8 protein-coding genes, 2 tRNA genes and 1 riboswitch are annotated in these 16,532 nt (G+C 63.2%); of the genes, 6 read left to right on the top strand and 4 right to left on the bottom strand.

Annotated elements, in window-relative coordinates; genetic code table 11:
- The first annotated feature begins 236 nt into the window (after window positions 1-236).
- Together ACH2DG_RS18465 and ACH2DG_RS18460 are read left to right on the top strand one after the other, a co-directional pair.
- Window positions 237-321, top strand: a tRNA-Leu gene (locus tag ACH2DG_RS18465).
- Between the two features lie 170 nt (window positions 322-491).
- Window positions 492-576, top strand: a tRNA-Leu gene (locus ACH2DG_RS18460).
- Window positions 577-798: 222 nt separating this feature from the next.
- On the opposite strand, the gene ACH2DG_RS18455 is transcribed toward ACH2DG_RS18460, so the two are convergent.
- Both ACH2DG_RS18455 and ACH2DG_RS18450 read right to left on the bottom strand, forming a co-directional pair.
- Window positions 799-3,564, bottom strand: coding sequence for a DUF349 domain-containing protein (locus ACH2DG_RS18455; protein WP_395027910.1), 2,766 nt, complete (start codon window positions 3,562-3,564; stop codon window positions 799-801).
- A gap of 256 nt (window positions 3,565-3,820) precedes the next feature.
- On the bottom strand, window positions 3,821-7,945 hold the full coding sequence (locus ACH2DG_RS18450; RefSeq protein WP_395027908.1) for a DUF748 domain-containing protein: 4,125 nt from the start codon (window positions 7,943-7,945) through the stop codon (window positions 3,821-3,823).
- Between the two features lie 1,186 nt (window positions 7,946-9,131).
- Between ACH2DG_RS18450 and ACH2DG_RS18445 the strand changes: the two genes are divergently transcribed.
- The 3 genes from ACH2DG_RS18445 (at window position 9,132) to nrdR (ending at window position 12,176) form a co-directional block, all read left to right on the top strand.
- Window positions 9,132-10,082, top strand: a complete 951-nt coding sequence (locus tag ACH2DG_RS18445) for a transglycosylase SLT domain-containing protein (protein ID WP_395027907.1) — start codon at window positions 9,132-9,134, stop codon at window positions 10,080-10,082.
- Between the two features lie 117 nt (window positions 10,083-10,199).
- Window positions 10,200-10,365: riboswitch (ZMP/ZTP riboswitch) on the top strand.
- 57 nt (window positions 10,366-10,422) lie between these two features.
- Window positions 10,423-11,667 carry a serine hydroxymethyltransferase gene (glyA, locus tag ACH2DG_RS18440; protein ID WP_224149678.1) on the top strand — a complete coding sequence of 415 codons (1,245 nt, stop codon included), beginning with the start codon at window positions 10,423-10,425 and terminating at the stop codon, window positions 11,665-11,667.
- Window positions 11,668-11,687: 20 nt separating this feature from the next.
- Complete coding sequence (gene nrdR, locus ACH2DG_RS18435; RefSeq protein WP_395027905.1) at window positions 11,688-12,176, top strand: transcriptional regulator NrdR; 489 nt, start codon at window positions 11,688-11,690, stop codon at window positions 12,174-12,176.
- 100 nt (window positions 12,177-12,276) lie between these two features.
- On the opposite strand, the gene aroC is transcribed toward nrdR, so the two are convergent.
- Together aroC and ACH2DG_RS18425 are read right to left on the bottom strand one after the other, a co-directional pair.
- A complete protein-coding gene (aroC, locus tag ACH2DG_RS18430) occupies window positions 12,277-13,380 on the bottom strand; it encodes a chorismate synthase (RefSeq protein ID WP_395027904.1) in 1,104 nt (367 codons plus the stop codon).
- A gap of 183 nt (window positions 13,381-13,563) precedes the next feature.
- Window positions 13,564-15,081, bottom strand: coding sequence for a CoA transferase (locus tag ACH2DG_RS18425; protein ID WP_395027903.1), 1,518 nt, complete (start codon window positions 15,079-15,081; stop codon window positions 13,564-13,566).
- A gap of 117 nt (window positions 15,082-15,198) precedes the next feature.
- On the opposite strand from ACH2DG_RS18425, the gene ACH2DG_RS18420 reads away from it, so the two are divergent.
- Window positions 15,199-16,512 (top strand): citrate synthase family protein, encoded by a 1,314-nt coding sequence (locus ACH2DG_RS18420; RefSeq protein ID WP_395027902.1) that lies wholly within the window; start codon window positions 15,199-15,201, stop codon window positions 16,510-16,512.
- Window positions 16,513-16,532 lie beyond the last annotated feature (20 nt).

Here is a 16,532-nt window from a genome sequence, read left to right as displayed (position 1 = left end):
GGTGGCGGAATTGGTAGACGCACTAGTTTCAGGTACTAGCGGGTAACTCCGTGGAAGTTCGAGTCTTCTCTTGGGCACCAACATACAAGCCGTTGCACGCAAGTGCAGCGGCTTTTTCTTTGTGCACCCGCACCCGGGGCCACGCCCTTGTGCAAGCGCCAGCTGCCCGCCCGCATAATTTCCGGATTTTTTGCTGCGGCGCCAAAAATTCACTCTATAATTCAGCCTTCCTGAAAGCCCAGGTGGCGGAATTGGTAGACGCACTAGTTTCAGGTACTAGCGAGTAACATCGTGGAAGTTCGAGTCTTCTCCTGGGCACCAAACAGCAAGCCGCTGCACACACCGTGCAGCGGCTTTTCTGCTTGTGGCACTGCTCCTTTTGACCAGTGGCGCACAGCCAGCAAGCGCCACCAGCTATCTTTTTTGAAAAATAATTGGGATTTTGTCCAAAACCGCCTTCGGCGCACCGCTATAATTCATGCATCCTGAAAGCCCAGGTGGCGGAATTGGTAGACGCACTAGTTTCAGGTACTAGCGAGTAACATCGTGGAAGTTCGAGTCTTCTCCTGGGCACCAAAACACAAGCCGTTGCACGAAAGTGCAGCGGCTTTTTGTTTGCGCGATGCACGGCGGGAGGAAATAGCATCGACGGGAAAGCATGCACTACATTGATGTCAAGCACCTCAGCGGCCCGCCTCCCCCTCACCTCGCCCCTCTTTGCAACCAGCGCCGCCCATGGCAAAGAAAAACGCCCCGGCCATTGACGCGGGGCGTTTGTGCGCTCGGGCGCAGAGAGGCTTACTTTTTCAGGAGCGACTTCAGCGCATTCTGCAGGCGGCGGGCAGATGCCTCGTCGCTGCCTGACTGCAGCACCTTGGCTACGTCCTGCTGCCAGGTCTCCTGCGGCGACGGGTCGTTGCGGCGAGTGAGCAACTGCAATTGCAGCGCGCGGCGCGCATCGATGTGGTCAGCCGGAGTGGGCACTTCGGCGGCCATTTCCAGGCGCAGCAGCGCTTCGCGTGCATCACCCGCAGCTGGCGCAGCGATAGCCTGGCCCCAGGTGGCGCGCACGGTGCCGGGCATACGACCCAACTCCTGCGCAGCCGGCAGCAAGGCAGCATCGCGCTTGCTCCAGGCATCCATCATCTGCGTCAATGCCTGGCCATGGGCCTGGCTTGCCAGCTTGCGCAATGCAGCCTGTGCGTGGTCGAGCGCATCGCGCTGCGCACGGAAAGCGGCATCTCCCAAGCGTGGGCCACGATCTTCTCGCGGCGCACGGTCAAAACGGTCGCCACGACCAAAGCGGTCGTCACCACGGCGCTCATTGCGATCACCACGCGGGGCACGGCTGTCGCGCCCATCACGTCCGTCGCGCCGGTCACCCGGCTTGCCGCCACGACCCGCAACCACGGGCGCATCGCGCTTCATGCCTGGGCGGTCATCGCCGCTGCGCTGGGCGATCACCGGCTTGGGAGCCGGTGCGGCAGGCGCCGGGGCTGGTGCTTCTGCAGCATCGGCACCGTCCTCTGCCGCCGCAGCCTCCGTTTCTGGAGCTGCTTCGGCGTCAACTGGTGCAGGAGTGCCTACAGACACCTCCGCGGGTGCGGCTGCAGGAGCCGATACGGCCTCTGGAGCAACCTGTGCCTGTTCGCGCTGGGCCTTGAGCGCCTGCTGCAGAGCTTCAATGGCGCTCTGGATCTGCTGCGCGTCGCCGCTGTGGTTGGCGGCTTCCAGTGCCTTGGAGGCATCCAGAACAGCCTGGTCACGGGCACTCAGTTGCTGAGCCACGCGCTCGCGTTGCTGGGTCTTGCGTGCAAAGGCTTCGTCAAGCGGCTTGCGGAAGGCATCCCAGAGCTTCTGTTCATGGCGGCGGTCCATGGGCACGCCCTGCGCTTCCGTCTGCCATTGGCGCTGCAGCTCACGCACGGCGTCAATGTTCAGGTGCGGCGCAGCAGCCAGCTCGGTGGCCTGGGCAATCATGGCTTCGCGGCGGGCGATGCTGGTCTTTTGCGCAGTGTGCAAAGGCGCAGTGGCTTCGTGGTGCGCAGCCTTCCAGGCCGCCTGCAGCTCGGCATAGGCCTTTTCGCCCACATGGCCACTGGCGCGCCAGCGATCGCCAAACTGGAATAGATCGCGCTGCATGGCCTTCCACTCGGTCGAGGCCTTGTGGGCTTGCGTCCACGCCTTGAGCTCGGCAATCAGCGCCTCGCGCTCGGCGCGGTGCTTGGCGCCCTCTTCGCGCACCTTGCCGAGCCATACCTCGACATGCTTGTAGGCCGCATTGCATGCGTCGTCGAACTTCTTCCACAGCGCATGGTTGGTCGGCCCGCTCTGGTCGGCCTTTTTCCAGTCTTCGCGCAGCTGGCGCAGGGTTTCCTGCAGTTTTCGGCCGCCCAGTTCCTGCCCTTCGGGACGCGCGAGCAGACCCTGGGCCTTGGCCAGCAATTCCTCGCGCACCTTGTCGGCACTCCAGCGCTGCCAGCCTTCCAGCTCGCCTGCAGCAATCAGTGCTGCGTTGACTTGCGATTCCAGTTCGGCATCGATCTGCTTGCCATGTTGCTTGAGCACGGCACGCAGCTGTTGCGCGGCGCCCGATGCACCCTTGCCATGGCCTTCGGCAGTCTCTTCCTGCAGCTTTTTCAATGCCTCCTGCACTGCCTGCTTGGCGCGCTTGGCCTCCTGCGGGTCGGCAGCCGGCTTGCCTGCCGGCTTGGCAGCGGCACGGGCTGCGGCCTGTTCCGCCTCGGTAGGCAGTCCTCGGGCAGCACGCAGCTCGTCTGCCCACACGGGGACAGCTGGCAATGGCGCCTGCGTGTCTTCGGCCGCCTTGAGCGTTTGCTGCAGCGCGGACTGGAAGGCCTCCCATACCACGAGCAACTGGCTCTTGGACGTGTCGAGCATCGTGGGATAGCGCGCCTCCACACTGCTCCAGCTGGCATCGCTCTCCAGGGCGGCGGCCTGGTCCTGCCAGTGCTGCACATCGGCTGCCAGGGCGCTGTCGGCGGCCTGTGCGTCCTTGTACGACTTGGTGGACAGCACTTCGACGCGCTGCGCCAGCAACACGGCGGCCTCGCGCTGCACCTGCACACGATGCTGCAGGTCTTCAATGGTCTTGACGCGTTCGGCCAGCTGGGTCTTGAGCGACGCCAGTGGCTCCCTGGACAGAGGTGCCCCCGCCTTGGCGGCATCTCGCTGCCAGGCCAGTGCGTCGGCAATGTTCAGTTTGGATGCGGCCAGAAGCTTGCCTGCCTTGTCAGCCCATTCGGCGGCAATGGCCTCCTGGCCCTTGGCACGGCGCAGCTCTTCAATGCGCTCGCGGATGGCCTTGGCAGCACCCTTGTCGCGGGCCGACAGCTCCTTGAAGACCTCTTGCAGCTGCTCGGCGCCCGGGTTGGTGGCCAGCCATTCGCGCACTTTGGCCGCGCGCTCGCCCGATGTCGCAGCCGAAAAGGCGCCACCCGTCAGGCCGTCAAGCGGATGCGGTGCAGCCGCCGCCTTGGCCGGTGCGGGGGTAGGCTCGGGAGTTTCAGGCGTCTTGTTGCGCGAGAGGAAGGAGGGAAACATGGCTCAGCTCAGTGTAAATACGGCCTGCACTGCCCCCGGTGCGCTTTGCAAGCCTGGACAGTGCAGCCATTGGCACAAAATAAAAAAGGCGCCGGCGGCATTCCGCCCGCTGCCAGGGTTCTATTTTGACCGGGTTTGGCAAGGTCTCCAAGCAAGCAGGAGGCAGAAACCGCTTTTACCTTTGCTGACCCAGCCAAAAAAGAAGGGCGGGATGCCATTCCCGCCCTCGATTCGCTGGTTTCAACAATCCATCCGCTTACCGGGGTGCCAGGCTCAGTTCTGCACGCGGCGTCCAGTCCTTGTCCTGGCCCTCGGTCTTGACGTTGCCCAGGAACAGGCGGTCGAGCTTGACGCCCTGCCCGGCCAGATAATCGCGCACCGCCACCCCGCGCGCCAGCGCCAGCTCACGCATGGCGCTGTCAGGCACATCCACGCTCGTGATGAGCAGGGTTTCCATCTCGGCCTGAGGGATGTCCGAGGCCAAGCCAATCATGTTGCGCGGCTTCTTGATGTCGGCGCGCTTGTAGACGTCCTTGAGCAGCGCCGGGTACTCAGCTGCACTGACCGCGGTCACATCGTCGGCCTTGCCACCGGCGCGGATGGCAGCGCGGCGCTTCTGCGCCAGTACCATGTCGTCGATGCGGGCCTTGCGCCAGCCGACCTTCTCCTGGGCCAGGTCGGACTGGCCGGTCACCGTCATCTGCAGTGCCGGGCGATCCTGCAGAGCCTTGGCAATCTTGTCCAGATTGGCCTTGCTTGCATCGTCCAGCACGGCGCTGCCGGGCGCAAATGCAACCTGGCTGGCTTCTGCCCCGCCGCCAAAGGCGCCCGACAGCAGCGCAAAGGGCGAGGTAACCGCCTTCATGATCAGGTTGCCGATCACCTTGAAGATGATGGGTGCGAGCTTGAACTGCGGATCATTGAGCGAGCCGCTGATCGGCAGGTCCAAGTCGATCACGCCATTGCGATCCGCCAGCAGGGCCACTGCCAGCTTGACGGGCAGGCTCGCCGGTGCGCCCTGCACCGCGTCACCAAACTGCAGCTGGTTCAGCACCAGCTTGTTCGTGGCGGTAAGCTGGCCGTCAGGCTGCACGTCGTACTGCACGTCCACACTCATCTTGCCGCGCTCGATGCCGTGGCCCGCATATTTGATGCTGTAGGGCGAGAGCGGCGACAGCTCCAGATCGCGCACCTTGCCATGGATATTGAGCGCCAGCGGCTTGACCAGCGGGTTGAGCTTGCCGGTGATGTCGAGCGACGCCGTGCCTTCGGCCTTGCCGCGCAGCTCCAGATCGGCGAGTTGCGGTGGTGAACCAGGAGCCGCCGGCTCGGACGAGAAGGCGCTCATGCGGCCCGCCAGTTCCGACAGATCGGCCGAATAGTTGGGCTTGATGAAATGGTCACTGAACTTGACCGTGCCCCCTGCCAGCGTAATGGGGCCCATGTCGATGATGGGGCCGGTCGCCGAAGAAGCAGCACCCGCAGCGGGAGCCGCCGCCGTAGCCGGTGCCGGAGTCGTTGACGTAGCCGCCTTGGCTGCAACAGGCTCCTTGCCGTCCTTGCTGCCATCGGTGGCGGCGCCTGCAGGCGCGCCTTCGCTGCCACCCAGATCCTGCAGATTGAGCTTGCCGTTTTCCTGCACAATCAGACGGGCATAGAAATCGGACAAGGCCGTCTCACCTACCTTGACCTTGATGCGCTGGCCCGGGGCCATCTGCACATCCAGGCCGCGCAGGCTCAGCACCTTCCAGTTGAGCAGATCGTCGCTGGCGCCGATCAGGCCGGAGCCCAGACCGCCACGCGCCACTGCGCCCGTTGATTTTCCAGAGGTTTTCAAGGCCTTGGCGCCCGATACATCTGCGCTCTCCGCTTCTTTTTCGATAGCATCATCGCCTGCTTTCAGCGTTCTGGCAGCCGCCAACGGCCGCACGCGCACGTCATCCAGCCCAGCATCTCCCTTGACACTGAGAGCCGGCCCCTTGGGCGATTGCACGAAGTCGATGTTGCCCTTGAAGCTGGCATCCGCCCGCATCAATCGCACCGGCAGCGCCGCCTCCGCGTAGGAGACAAAGGCATGCACCGGCAACTGGCTCAGGTTCAGGCGCCCTGCAGCCGACAGCGGGCTCATGCCCAGGCTGCCATCCCACACCAGCCGTCCCGGCTCGGCGCGGCCAGTCGCAATGCGGCCCGATACCTTCAACGGCGATGGCTTGGCCTTGACCGCCAGCGGTGCGTAATCCCGCAGTTCCAGATCAAAATCCGCCAGCCGCACCGCCACCTTGCGCGGTGTGGATTCGTCCTGGTAGGCAACACTGGCGCCCTTTACCGCAATACGCGAGAGCTGTACATCCCACGGCTTGTCTACTGCAGCGTCCTTGGCGACGGGCTTTTTCGCGTCCTTTTCCAGTTTTTCTGATTTTTCTGCCTTGGCCGCCTTGGTGGCTGGCAGCCAGTCTTCGAACATCATGCGGCCGCCCCTGTCACGCGACACGCCCAGCGCGGGCTTGAGCAGCTCCACCGAGCCCACCACGACCTGCTGCCTGGCGGTATCGAGCGTGGCGTCCTTGACCAGAAGCTGCTGTAGCTCCAGCAGGTTGTCCTTGCCCTTGAGGCCCACAGCGGGGCCGTGGGGCGCTGCGCAGTTGAGCTTGCTGTTGCATTGCACCGCAACGTCCGACACGGTGAGTTGCGCCAGCTTCACCTGCACAGCCTCGCCCAGCCAGTGCAGCTGCATTTCACTGTCGATACTGCCCAGCAGGCCCGGCTCGATCACGCCGGTCAGGTAGGACGCGCCCAGCTGCAGCGGCAGTGCGGTGGTCTTCACCTCCACCTCGGCGGTCTGGTCGGTGGCCTTGCCGCTGAAGGCAATGTGCCCCGATGACGGAACACCCTTGTCGCCCGACAGGCCCGATTCGCCCTGGAAGGCAAACGGCTCCTTGAAGGGCCAGGCAATCTTGCTGGCCGTCATTGCAAAATCATTGAGCTGGACGCGCGCCGGCACAGGCACGCTCTCGTCCACCCACAGGCCTTGCACATGCTTGAGCTGGACCTCGTCCACCACCACATTCCATGCGGGCTTGCCTGCGCCACCCGGGGATGCGGCAGCCTTGGCTACCTTGGCAGTCTTCGCCGGGCTGGCAGCTTCGCCTGCAGAACTGGCCTGCGCTGCGGGCTCTGCAGCAGACGGGCTGGCTGGAGCTGCTTCGGGGCCAACCGGCGTCTCGGTCGCATTCTTGGCATCTTTTATGGCATTTTCGCCCGTTGGTTCTGCGCTATCAGCTATTTTTTCCGCAGCATTCTTGGGCTCATTCGCCGTTGTAGCCTTGGCCTGCAGCGGCTCGCCTTGCGCATCCAGCAGGTGAAGCTTGCCATCCTTGCCGCGCTTGAGCGAGAGCTGCGCGCCATCCAGCGCCACCTGGGCGATATGTACCTGCCCGGCCAGCGGCTGCACATCGGCCAGTTGCACATCCAGTTGCTTCCAGGCCAGCAACTCATCGTTGCTGGCGTCATGCACCTGCACACCGGAGGCATGCACGTCGCCACTCAGCTTGACGGCAGCCTTGTCCGTCTGCTCAAAAGCCACTTTCAGATTGGCATTGAGCACGCCGGCTACCAGCTTGACCGGAACGGAAGCCGGGATGTAGCCCAGATACGGCTTGAGATCGAGGTCCTTGATCGCAAAGCTCGCGTCGGTCTTGCGATCGTCGGTAAACGGCGTCGATTCGGCCTGGCTGGCAAACTGGCTGCCATTGAGGCCAAACGAGAGCTGCGGCACCACCTTGATCTCGCGCTTGGATTCCAGGTTGCTGATGAACGGAATGCCCAGATGCAGGCTGCTCAGGTCATGGGTCTGGCCCACGGTGTCATCGCGGAACAGCACCTGCCCGTCCTTGAGCTCGATGTTGTAGAGCGCAAAGTGCGCGGTCTTGCCATCGTCGGGGGGCGGATTCGGGTCCTTCAGCCTGGCAACGATGTCGTCAAAGTCGAACTTGCCGGGCGCGGTCTGCGCCACACGCACCACAGGCTTGTCGATCTGGATGGCATCGAGTACGGGCGCCAGACGGAAGACCGACTGGATATCGGCATCAACATACACGCGGTCCACGGCGAACTGGGGTTCGCTACCCGGGGCGGGCCCTGCAATCTGCAGGTCGCGCACCGTCAGCTCCAGAGACCAGGGTTTGAACTCCACCGCACCGATATGCACGGCGCGGCCCAGCTTTTCGGAGGCGATCTTTTCGCCCTGCGTGCGCAGCAGCCACGGCATCGCCAGCCATGACAGCGCCCACAGCGCCAGAAGCGCCACCACACACCACGCGAGGCGGCGCAGCCAGCGCAGGCCTGCGCCCGTTTTCTTTTGGGATTTTTGTTGTTCGCTCACGGCGAAAGTCCTCAATCAGGGTCGACACCCGCATTGTGCCCAAAGAACCATCTAAATAGATAGCAGCACAGTGAATCAACGCCAGCGCGGGCCACCTTTTCACAATCGTTCAAAGCATCAGGGCCCATCCTCGCCTCTCCCAGGAGAAAGCTATTCACTCCTATATATAGAGGGGTGGACAAATTCCTTGGGAAAGAACAGGGCCCCGCCATGCGCCACACGGCTCTCGCGGGCTCCCAGATTTCCCGCCGAACCACTACCAACCATTTACCACTGTTACATCAGTGGCACGCCCATCGCATCTTCTGCCCGTTTTTTTGGTGATGAACAGCCTCGCACAAGCCATTTTTTGGGCAAATGGCCGCCATCCACCGCCCCCAAAGCCCGTCTTCATGCGTTCAAATATTGAATTTACCCTGGTGAAATAAGATATAGACCCGAGAAGGCAACAGGTTATTGGGTATTTTTACCCATGATTTATGACAAATCTGCGCCTGCCCAACATGGTTTGCAATCGTCATGGAAGGCGCAGCAAGGTCCGCTCTCCGGCTACGGACCGCGCACAAGACCCCAACCCGATGCCGCCAGGCAAACATGCCGCTTTTCCTACACCGGTTCCGGAGTACGCCGGCGCGCCGGCCATGCAGACCCGAGCTTCCATGCACTCATAACTTCATAGCATCTCACCAAGATGTTTTATATGGAATATCGAAGTTCCAAATGATTGCTTATATTGATGAAACATAAACAATCTTATGTGTTATTACTATGACACGCCCAAAGCTGCACACAACGATTGCGACCGCACATGCGGGTTTTTACCAAGCTGTGCGAGGCCCATTCCACCCTATCCCGCCGTGCACATGGGTCCGCTGCAACAAGCCGCTATACACGTTTTTTTACTACTTTTTTGTCTTAATTTTGAATTCTATAGTGTTGACTGCTTATTAAGCGAGCTTCTAGAATTCGTCCCATTGCATTTTTTGCTGAATTTTTAGTCACACCCACTTGGTGTTTTGATCGTAGCCCCTGACACGCAAGCAGCGTGCATGAAACGACAAGGGTCGCCTGCAAAGCAGCGGGCAACCTGATTGGTGCCACACAGGACGGTGTTGCGCCACCTGCCAGTCTTCAGCCCCACCACGGCGGTGATCGGGACGGCAGGACATAGAAAGGAATCATTGGTATGACGGCTTCCGCGAAAGTGGCTGCCGGTGCGCGCTCTTTGGGCAGCACCTTAGCCCATGGCATTGTGGCCATGGCCCACAACAGTTTGGCATTGGTTGGTTTGTTGGTGGCATTCTGTGCGCTCACCCTGTTTTCGCGCGCAGATCTGCGCAACGCAGGGGAAGACTACCTGCGCACCTGGTTGCAGGCGCGCCAGGAAAGCGCGGCCGATACCGTGGCCGACAGCACTGGCAGCACGGATGCCAACATCATTGCTGCGGTGGACCGCGCCACGGCCACCAACCCACAGCAACTGCCCAAGAACCAGGCAGCCGTGGCCTACTGGCTGGCCAAAAAGTACCGCGTGGCGCCCGAGCCACTGGCAGTGCTGGTCTCTGAAGCCTTCCAGGTCGGCAAGGAAACCAAGCTCGACCCGACCCTGATCCTGGCCATCATGGCGGTGGAGTCGAGCTTCAACCCCTTCGCGCAAAGCTCGGTAGGTGCCCAGGGCCTGATGCAGGTGATGACCAAGATCCACACCGACAAGTACGAACACTTTGGTGGTCACTTTGCCGCATTCGACCCGGTGACCAACCTGCGCGTGGGCGTAAAGGTGCTGCAGGAATGCATCCAGCGTGCCGGCTCGCTCGAAGGTGGGCTGAAATACTATGTGGGCGCAGCCAACCTGCCCGACGATGGCGGCTACGCTGCCAAGGTGATGGCCGAGCACTTCCGCATCAAGCAGGTGGCCAATGGCCGCAGCAACCCTGCCGAGCCCGCAGCCAAGCCATCGCTGTCCGCCAAGGCCACTGTACCGGCCGCCACCATGCCTGCAGTGCAAAACAAGGCCCCAGCGCCTGCGGCACCAGCAGACAGCGCTACTGCAACTGTAGCATTGGTAGACAAGACCAGCTCTGCAACCGCGCAGCCCGTCAAGACCGAGTCCACGACCGTGGCCATGGGCTCCTGATCCGCCGAGCGGCGGTCAACCTGCCTGGCTACCAGACAAGCACCCTGCGGGGTGCTTTTTCTTTGCCCGGGCATTTAGCCCAGTAGAAGTAACAGTCTGCCAAGCCTCGGCTACACTAGCCGGGTACGCGACTGGCGATAGACATCTGAGCAACCAGATTGTTGACGTGGAACGCAGGCCCGCCCTGCAGCAACCACCGGGGAGCGTACCGTGCGAGGGACTACGGTGCCACGATCACCGCCTGTGTCTTGCCACGTGTTAGCCGTGCGCCTGGGCAGCCCTTGCTTTCTATCGCCAGCTTCTGGCGGGCAGGGGGTTACTTCTGACTCAACCGACCGTCATGTACCACCGTAACATTCTTGTCGAACAGACCGACGCCGAACTCTTTGCGGCCATCCAGGCCGAAAACCAGCGCCAGGAGCAGCACATCGAGCTGATCGCCAGCGAAAACTATGCTTCGCCTGCCGTGATGTGGGCCCAGGGCACCCAACTGACCAACAAGTACGCAGAAGGCTATCCCGGCAAGCGCTACTACGGCGGCTGCGAGTATGTGGACATTGCCGAGAAGCTGGCCATTGACCGCGTCAAGGAACTGTTTGGCGCAGAAGCCGCCAACGTGCAGCCCCATTGCGGCGCCTCGGCCAATGAGGCCGTGTTCCTTGCCTTCCTCAAGCCCGGCGACACCATCATGGGCATGAGCCTGGCCGAAGGCGGCCACCTGACGCACGGCATGCCTCTCAATATCTCGGGCAAGTGGTTCAACGTGGTCTCCTATGGCCTCAATGAGAAGGAAGAGCTGGACTACGACGCCATGGAAAAGAAGGCGCACGAGACCAAGCCCAAGCTGATCATTGCCGGCGCTTCGGCCTACTCGCTGTCCATCGACTTCGCCCGCTTTGCCAAGGTCGCCAAGGATGTGGGCGCCATCTTCATGGTGGACATGGCCCACTACGCCGGCCTGATTGCCGCTGGCGAGTACCCCAACCCCGTGCCCCACGCCGATGTAGTGACCACCACCACCCACAAGAGCCTGCGCGGCCCCCGTGGCGGCGTGATCCTGATGAAGGCCGAGCACGAAAAGGCCATCAACAGCGCCGTGTTCCCCGGCCTGCAGGGCGGCCCGCTGATGCACGTGATCGCGGCCAAGGCCGTGGCCTTCAAGGAAGCGCTGCAGCCCGAGTTCAAGCAGTACGCCCAGCAAGTCAAGACCAATGCCCGCATCGTGGCTGAAACGCTGACCCAGCGTGGCCTGCGCATCGTCTCCGGCGGCACGCAAAGCCATGTGATGCTGGTCGACCTGCGCGCCAAGGGCATCACCGGCAAGGAAGCAGAAGCCGTGCTGGGCGCCGCCCACATGACGATCAACAAGAACTCCATCCCCAACGACCCTGAAAAGCCGATGGTGACCAGCGGCGTGCGCATCGGCACCCCCGCGATGACGACCCGTGGCTTCAAGGACGAGGAAGCACGCCTCACGGCCAACCTGATCGCCGACGTGCTGGACAACCCACGCGATGAAGCCAACATCGCCGCCGTGCGTGCCAAGGTGAACGAGCTGACCGCCCGCTTCCCTGTGTATCGCTGATTGACGCACCGCCAGCGCCTATGAAATGCCCGTTCTGCAACCATCCCGACACCCAGGTGGTCGAAACCCGTGTGGCAGAAGACGGCGGCTTCATCCGGCGCAGGCGCCAGTGTGGCAACTGCGAGAAGCGCTTTACCACCTATGAGCGGCCGGAAGTGAGCTTCCCCGCCATCGTCAAGAAGGATGGCCGCCGCATCGACTATGACCGCAGCAAGCTGCGCGGCTCGTTCAGCCTGGCGCTGCGCAAGCGTCCGGTCAGCATCGACAAGGTGGACATGGCGCTCGAACACGTCGAAGACAAGCTGCGCAGCCTGGGCGCCCGCGAGGTGCAGACCCATCTGATTGGCGAGCTGGTGATGACCGAGCTGCAAAAGCTCGACAAGGTGGCCTACATCCGCTATGCCAGCGTCTACCGCAGCTTCGAGGATATCGACCAGTTCAAGTCCATCGTCGATGAGGTGACCAAGCCAGCGGCGGGCAAGAAGGACACGGGCAGGAAAAAGCCCTGAGCCCCCTGCTTTCAACCTTCCAATAAAAAAGCGAACCCTTTGGTTCGCTTTTTTCATAGCAGCAGGCGCGCCACTGGTGGGCTTTCAGGGCTCTTTTCCATCAAACCCCAGGAGCCTGCGCGGCAATCGGCCCAAAGCCCACCACCACATCAGCATTCTGCGCACGGTGGCGCAGGGCATGGTCCATCAGCACCATGGCCAGCAAGGCCTCGGCAATGGGTGCAGCGCGGATGCCCACGCAGGGGTCATGGCGGCCCTTGGTGATGACTTCGGTGCTGTTGCCATCGACATCGATCGATTCGCGCGGGCTGATGATCGAGCTGGTGGGCTTGATTGCGATACGGATCTCGATGTCCTGCCCGGTGCTGATGCCACCCAGAATGCCACCCGCGTTGTTGCTGCGAAAACCCTGGGGGCTGAGCGAATCACCATGGATGGTGCCCCGCTGTGCCACGCTGTCAAAGCCTGCGCCAATCTCCACGGCCTTGACGGCATTGAGCCCCATCATGGCGTAGGCGATGTCCGCATCGAGCTTGTCATACAGCGGCTCGCCCAGACCCACAGGCACGCCGCTGGCGTTGACGCGAATCAACGCGCCGCAGGAATCGCCCGATTTGCGCAGCGCATCCATGTATTCCTCGTAGCGCGTCACATCGGCCACCGGGGCAAAGAACGGGTTGCCAGGCACATGCTCCCAGCTCTCGAACGGCAGGGCCACCTCGCCCACCTGCAGCATACAGGCGCGAAACTCGGTGCCAAACTTCTCCTTGAGCCACTTCTTGGCTACAGCGCCTGCCGCCACCGTGGGCGCGGTCAAGCGTGCAGACGAGCGGCCGCCGCCACGCGGATCGCGGATACCGTACTTGTGCCAGTAGGCATAGTCGGCATGGCCGGGGCGAAAGCTCTGCGCAATATTGGAGTAATCCTTGCTGCGCTGGTCGGTGTTGCGGATCAGCAGCGAGATCGGCGTGCCGGTGGTCTTGCCTTCGTAGACGCCCGAGAGAATCTCGACCTGGTCAGGCTCGTTGCGCTGCGTCACGTACTTGCTGGTACCGGGGCGGCGGCGGTCCAGATCATGCTGGATGTCTGCTTCGCACAGCGCCATGCCCGGGGGGCAACCATCAATCACACAGCCAATGGCCGGGCCGTGGGATTCGCCGAAGTTGGTGACAGTGAATAAGGTGCCGAAGGTATTGCCGCTCATAGCCCGCCATTATGCGGTGAAAGCAGCGCCCACCAGAGAGACCGGGCAAGCCACCAACGCAACTTGCCTGCATGCCGCGCCATCCAAGCCCTTCAAACGCAGGTTTTTTGCATGGAATAAGCCTTTCGCGCCCTGCCAATGCACAGCAGAGCATCAAAAACCATAGCGTTCACTGCGCACAGATCAAGGCCACTGTGGCGCTGCGCTGCCCGGCGGCATGGACGGGTAGCGCCACGGCATGGCCACACCACCCAGCACGCCGCTGTGGCGCACTGCAGTCAGTGTGCCGAAACCGCTGGTCAGCGTTTCGAGGTAAGGCGCCACTCTGGCTGCGAGCCCTGCCTCGGCCGTATCGCCAAGCCCTTGCGGCAGCACGGGTCGCTGTCCCAGTTCCCGGAGCCACTGGGCCGTGCGCGCCAGCGATACCTGCACATGCCAGCTCCCCCCTTGCGTGGCCTGGCGGTACAGCGCGGCCTGGATGCCGAAGGCCAACCAGAAGCCTGCCGCGTAATCCAGAATCTGCATCGGCAGCGCACGCAGGCCGCTGCTGCCAGCACCGGCGTTACCGCCTGCAATGCCCTCAAAGGCCTGACCTTCCGCCCAGTTGATGCCGCTGGCCGTCTGCACCAGCGAATCAAACCCGCGCCGGTCTGCCCAAGGCCCGCGGCGCCCATAGGCCGACAGGCTGGCGTACACAATGCCGGGCCGCAACTGCGCCGCCTGCGGCGGGCCAAAGCCCAGCGCATCCAGGCTGCCGGGATGGTAGCCCTGCAGCAGCACGTGTGCGCCGTCCAGCAGGCTGGCAAACTGGGCCTTGCCAGTGGGGGACTTCAAATCGAGCAAGGCCGAGCGCTTGCCCCGGCTCAGATCGGCAATGGCACCGATGTTGGGCAGACCCGGGCCGTTGATCATCAGCACATCGGCGCCATGCGCAGCCAGCGTTCGCGCCGCTACCGGGCCTGAGAGGATGCGCGTCAGGTCCAGCACCCGAATGCCCGAAAGAGGCCCTGCATTCTCATTCTGCAAAGCAGGCCAGGCACGCGGCGACGCTGGCTGCCCGGCATCCAGCCGCGTGATCTGAACCAACGGCTGCGCGGCCACTGCAGCGCTCTGCGGATGGGCAGCCCATTCCTGCGGAGTGCGGGCAGCCGCCACCACCAGACCGCGCTCGGCGGCTTGGGTTTCAAAATCAATAGCATCCCACGCATTCAATGCCTGCACTACGGCCTGTTTTTGCGTCAAGCTGCCAATGGGCAAGCCCAACAGTTGCAACGCGCCATCACGGTGGTGGTCGAAATTGGCGTGAATGCGCACCCAACCCGGCCTGCCCACCGCCGCACCACAGGGGTACAGGCCCGAGATGGGCGACCACAGATCGGGCTGCACCCCATCAAGGGTGAAGTACCCCGTGGTTTCTGCCAGGGCATGCGGCACCTGCACACTGGCGCAGGCAAGCGCACTGCCACTGCGCAGGCTGCCCAACTGCGCCGCTGCCAGCGTGGCTGCGGCGACGGATGCGCCTGCCGCCACATCCACCGCAAAGCTGGAGAGGTAACCGCCGCCATCGCCGCCCAGCTGCAGCGCCTGTGCATCGACGGCGGGGGCCCCCGGCAGGCCTGCCGCATGCCACTGCTGCTGCACGGCTTGGCGAATGCGGTGGTGCAGCGCATCTGCAGGTGGGGTGGCGTGGGACATTTGCATTTCTGGCTCCATGGGCGAGAGGGCGCACGCGAATCGGTCGTGCTGGCCGCCATTGCACGCGCTGCGCCCTGCCCCGTCAATCTTGATTGGGCCAATCCATGTGGGCTAGCATGGCGCATGCCTCGCCCATCTCCCGCCGCTCATGCCCCTCTCGACGACTCCCCCTGGCTGAGCAGCCAGCAGGCCGCCGCCATGCTGGGTGTACAGCGCGCCAGCCTGTACAGCTATGTCAGCCGTGGCCTGCTGCGCGCGCAGGCCCAGCCCGGCCAGCGCGGCCATGTGTATGCCCGGGCCGATGTACAGCGCCTCGCCATCCAGCGGCAATCGGTACGCAACCCGGCGCGGCTCGCCCAGTCCACGCTGGATTGGGGAACGCCGGTACTGGCATCCGCCATCACCCAGGTCGAAGGCGGCCAGCTGTACTACCGGGGCCATCTGGCGGCCTCGCTGGCCGCGCAAGCGAATCTTGAGGAAGTGGCGGCACTGCTTTGGAATCAGAAAATGGCTGTCGCGTTGGATGAAGAAGCGTCACCAGCTCACAAAGTGATAGCAAACAAGGACCTCCCACGCACTCCTGCCATGGCGCTGTCGGCCTGGTACGGTGGCGCGGAGGCCCTGGAGGCCGAGATGGAGCACGCCGCGCTCTGGCCCCTGGCCCTGCTGCAAAGTATGGCCGAAATCCTGACAGGGCAGCCTGTCACCAGCGCAGCGCAGCAGCTGCATTCGCTACAAAAAACAAAGCGCCTGCGCCCACTGCATAAGCGCCTGGGGCAGGTATGGCAAACAGGTCCGGCCCATGCCGACATCCTGCGGCAGGCGCTGGTGGTGTGCGCCGACCATGAACTCAATGCCTCCAGCTTTGCCACGCGCGTGGTGGCATCCACCGGCGCCAGCCTGCATGCCAGCGTGGGCGCGGGCCTGGCAGCGCTGTCCGGTCCCCTGCATGGCGGCATGACGGAGGTGATCGCCAGCCACTGGGAAGACTGGCACCGCGCAGGCCGCAAGGGGCTGGCACCATCGCTGCGCAGATTGCTGGCAGACACCCGCCTGGGCACCACGCCGCATTACTGCGCGGGTTTTGGCCACCCGCTCTATCCGGCGGGCGATCCGCGCAGCCTGCATCTGCTGGCGCTTTTGGCACCCGATGCGGCACGTGAGCAGTTGCTGCGCCAGGTGTACGAGGACACCGGCCTGCACCCCAGCCTGGATTACGCGCTGGTCGCCATTCAGCGCAGCCTGGGCCTGCCGGCGGGCGCGGCGTTTGTGCTGTTTGCCCTGGGCCGCACCGCCGGCTGGATTGCCCATGCGCTGGAGCAGCGTGCAAGCGGCCAGTTGATCCGCCCCCGGGCACGGTATGTGGGCCAGCCTCCCATGCCCAGCAGCGGCACACATGCTGCACAGCGCCCTCCCGGCCGCATCATCCGCTTTTGAGCGCAGGCCGGGCTGCAAAC

This window comes from Comamonas odontotermitis (assembly GCF_040396735.1).
In the GTDB taxonomy this organism is placed as follows: Bacteria; Pseudomonadota; Gammaproteobacteria; order Burkholderiales; family Burkholderiaceae_C; genus Comamonas; species Comamonas odontotermitis_C.
The sequence above is the reverse complement of the archived record's forward strand: the minus strand, read 5'-3'. Positions and strand labels throughout refer to the sequence as shown.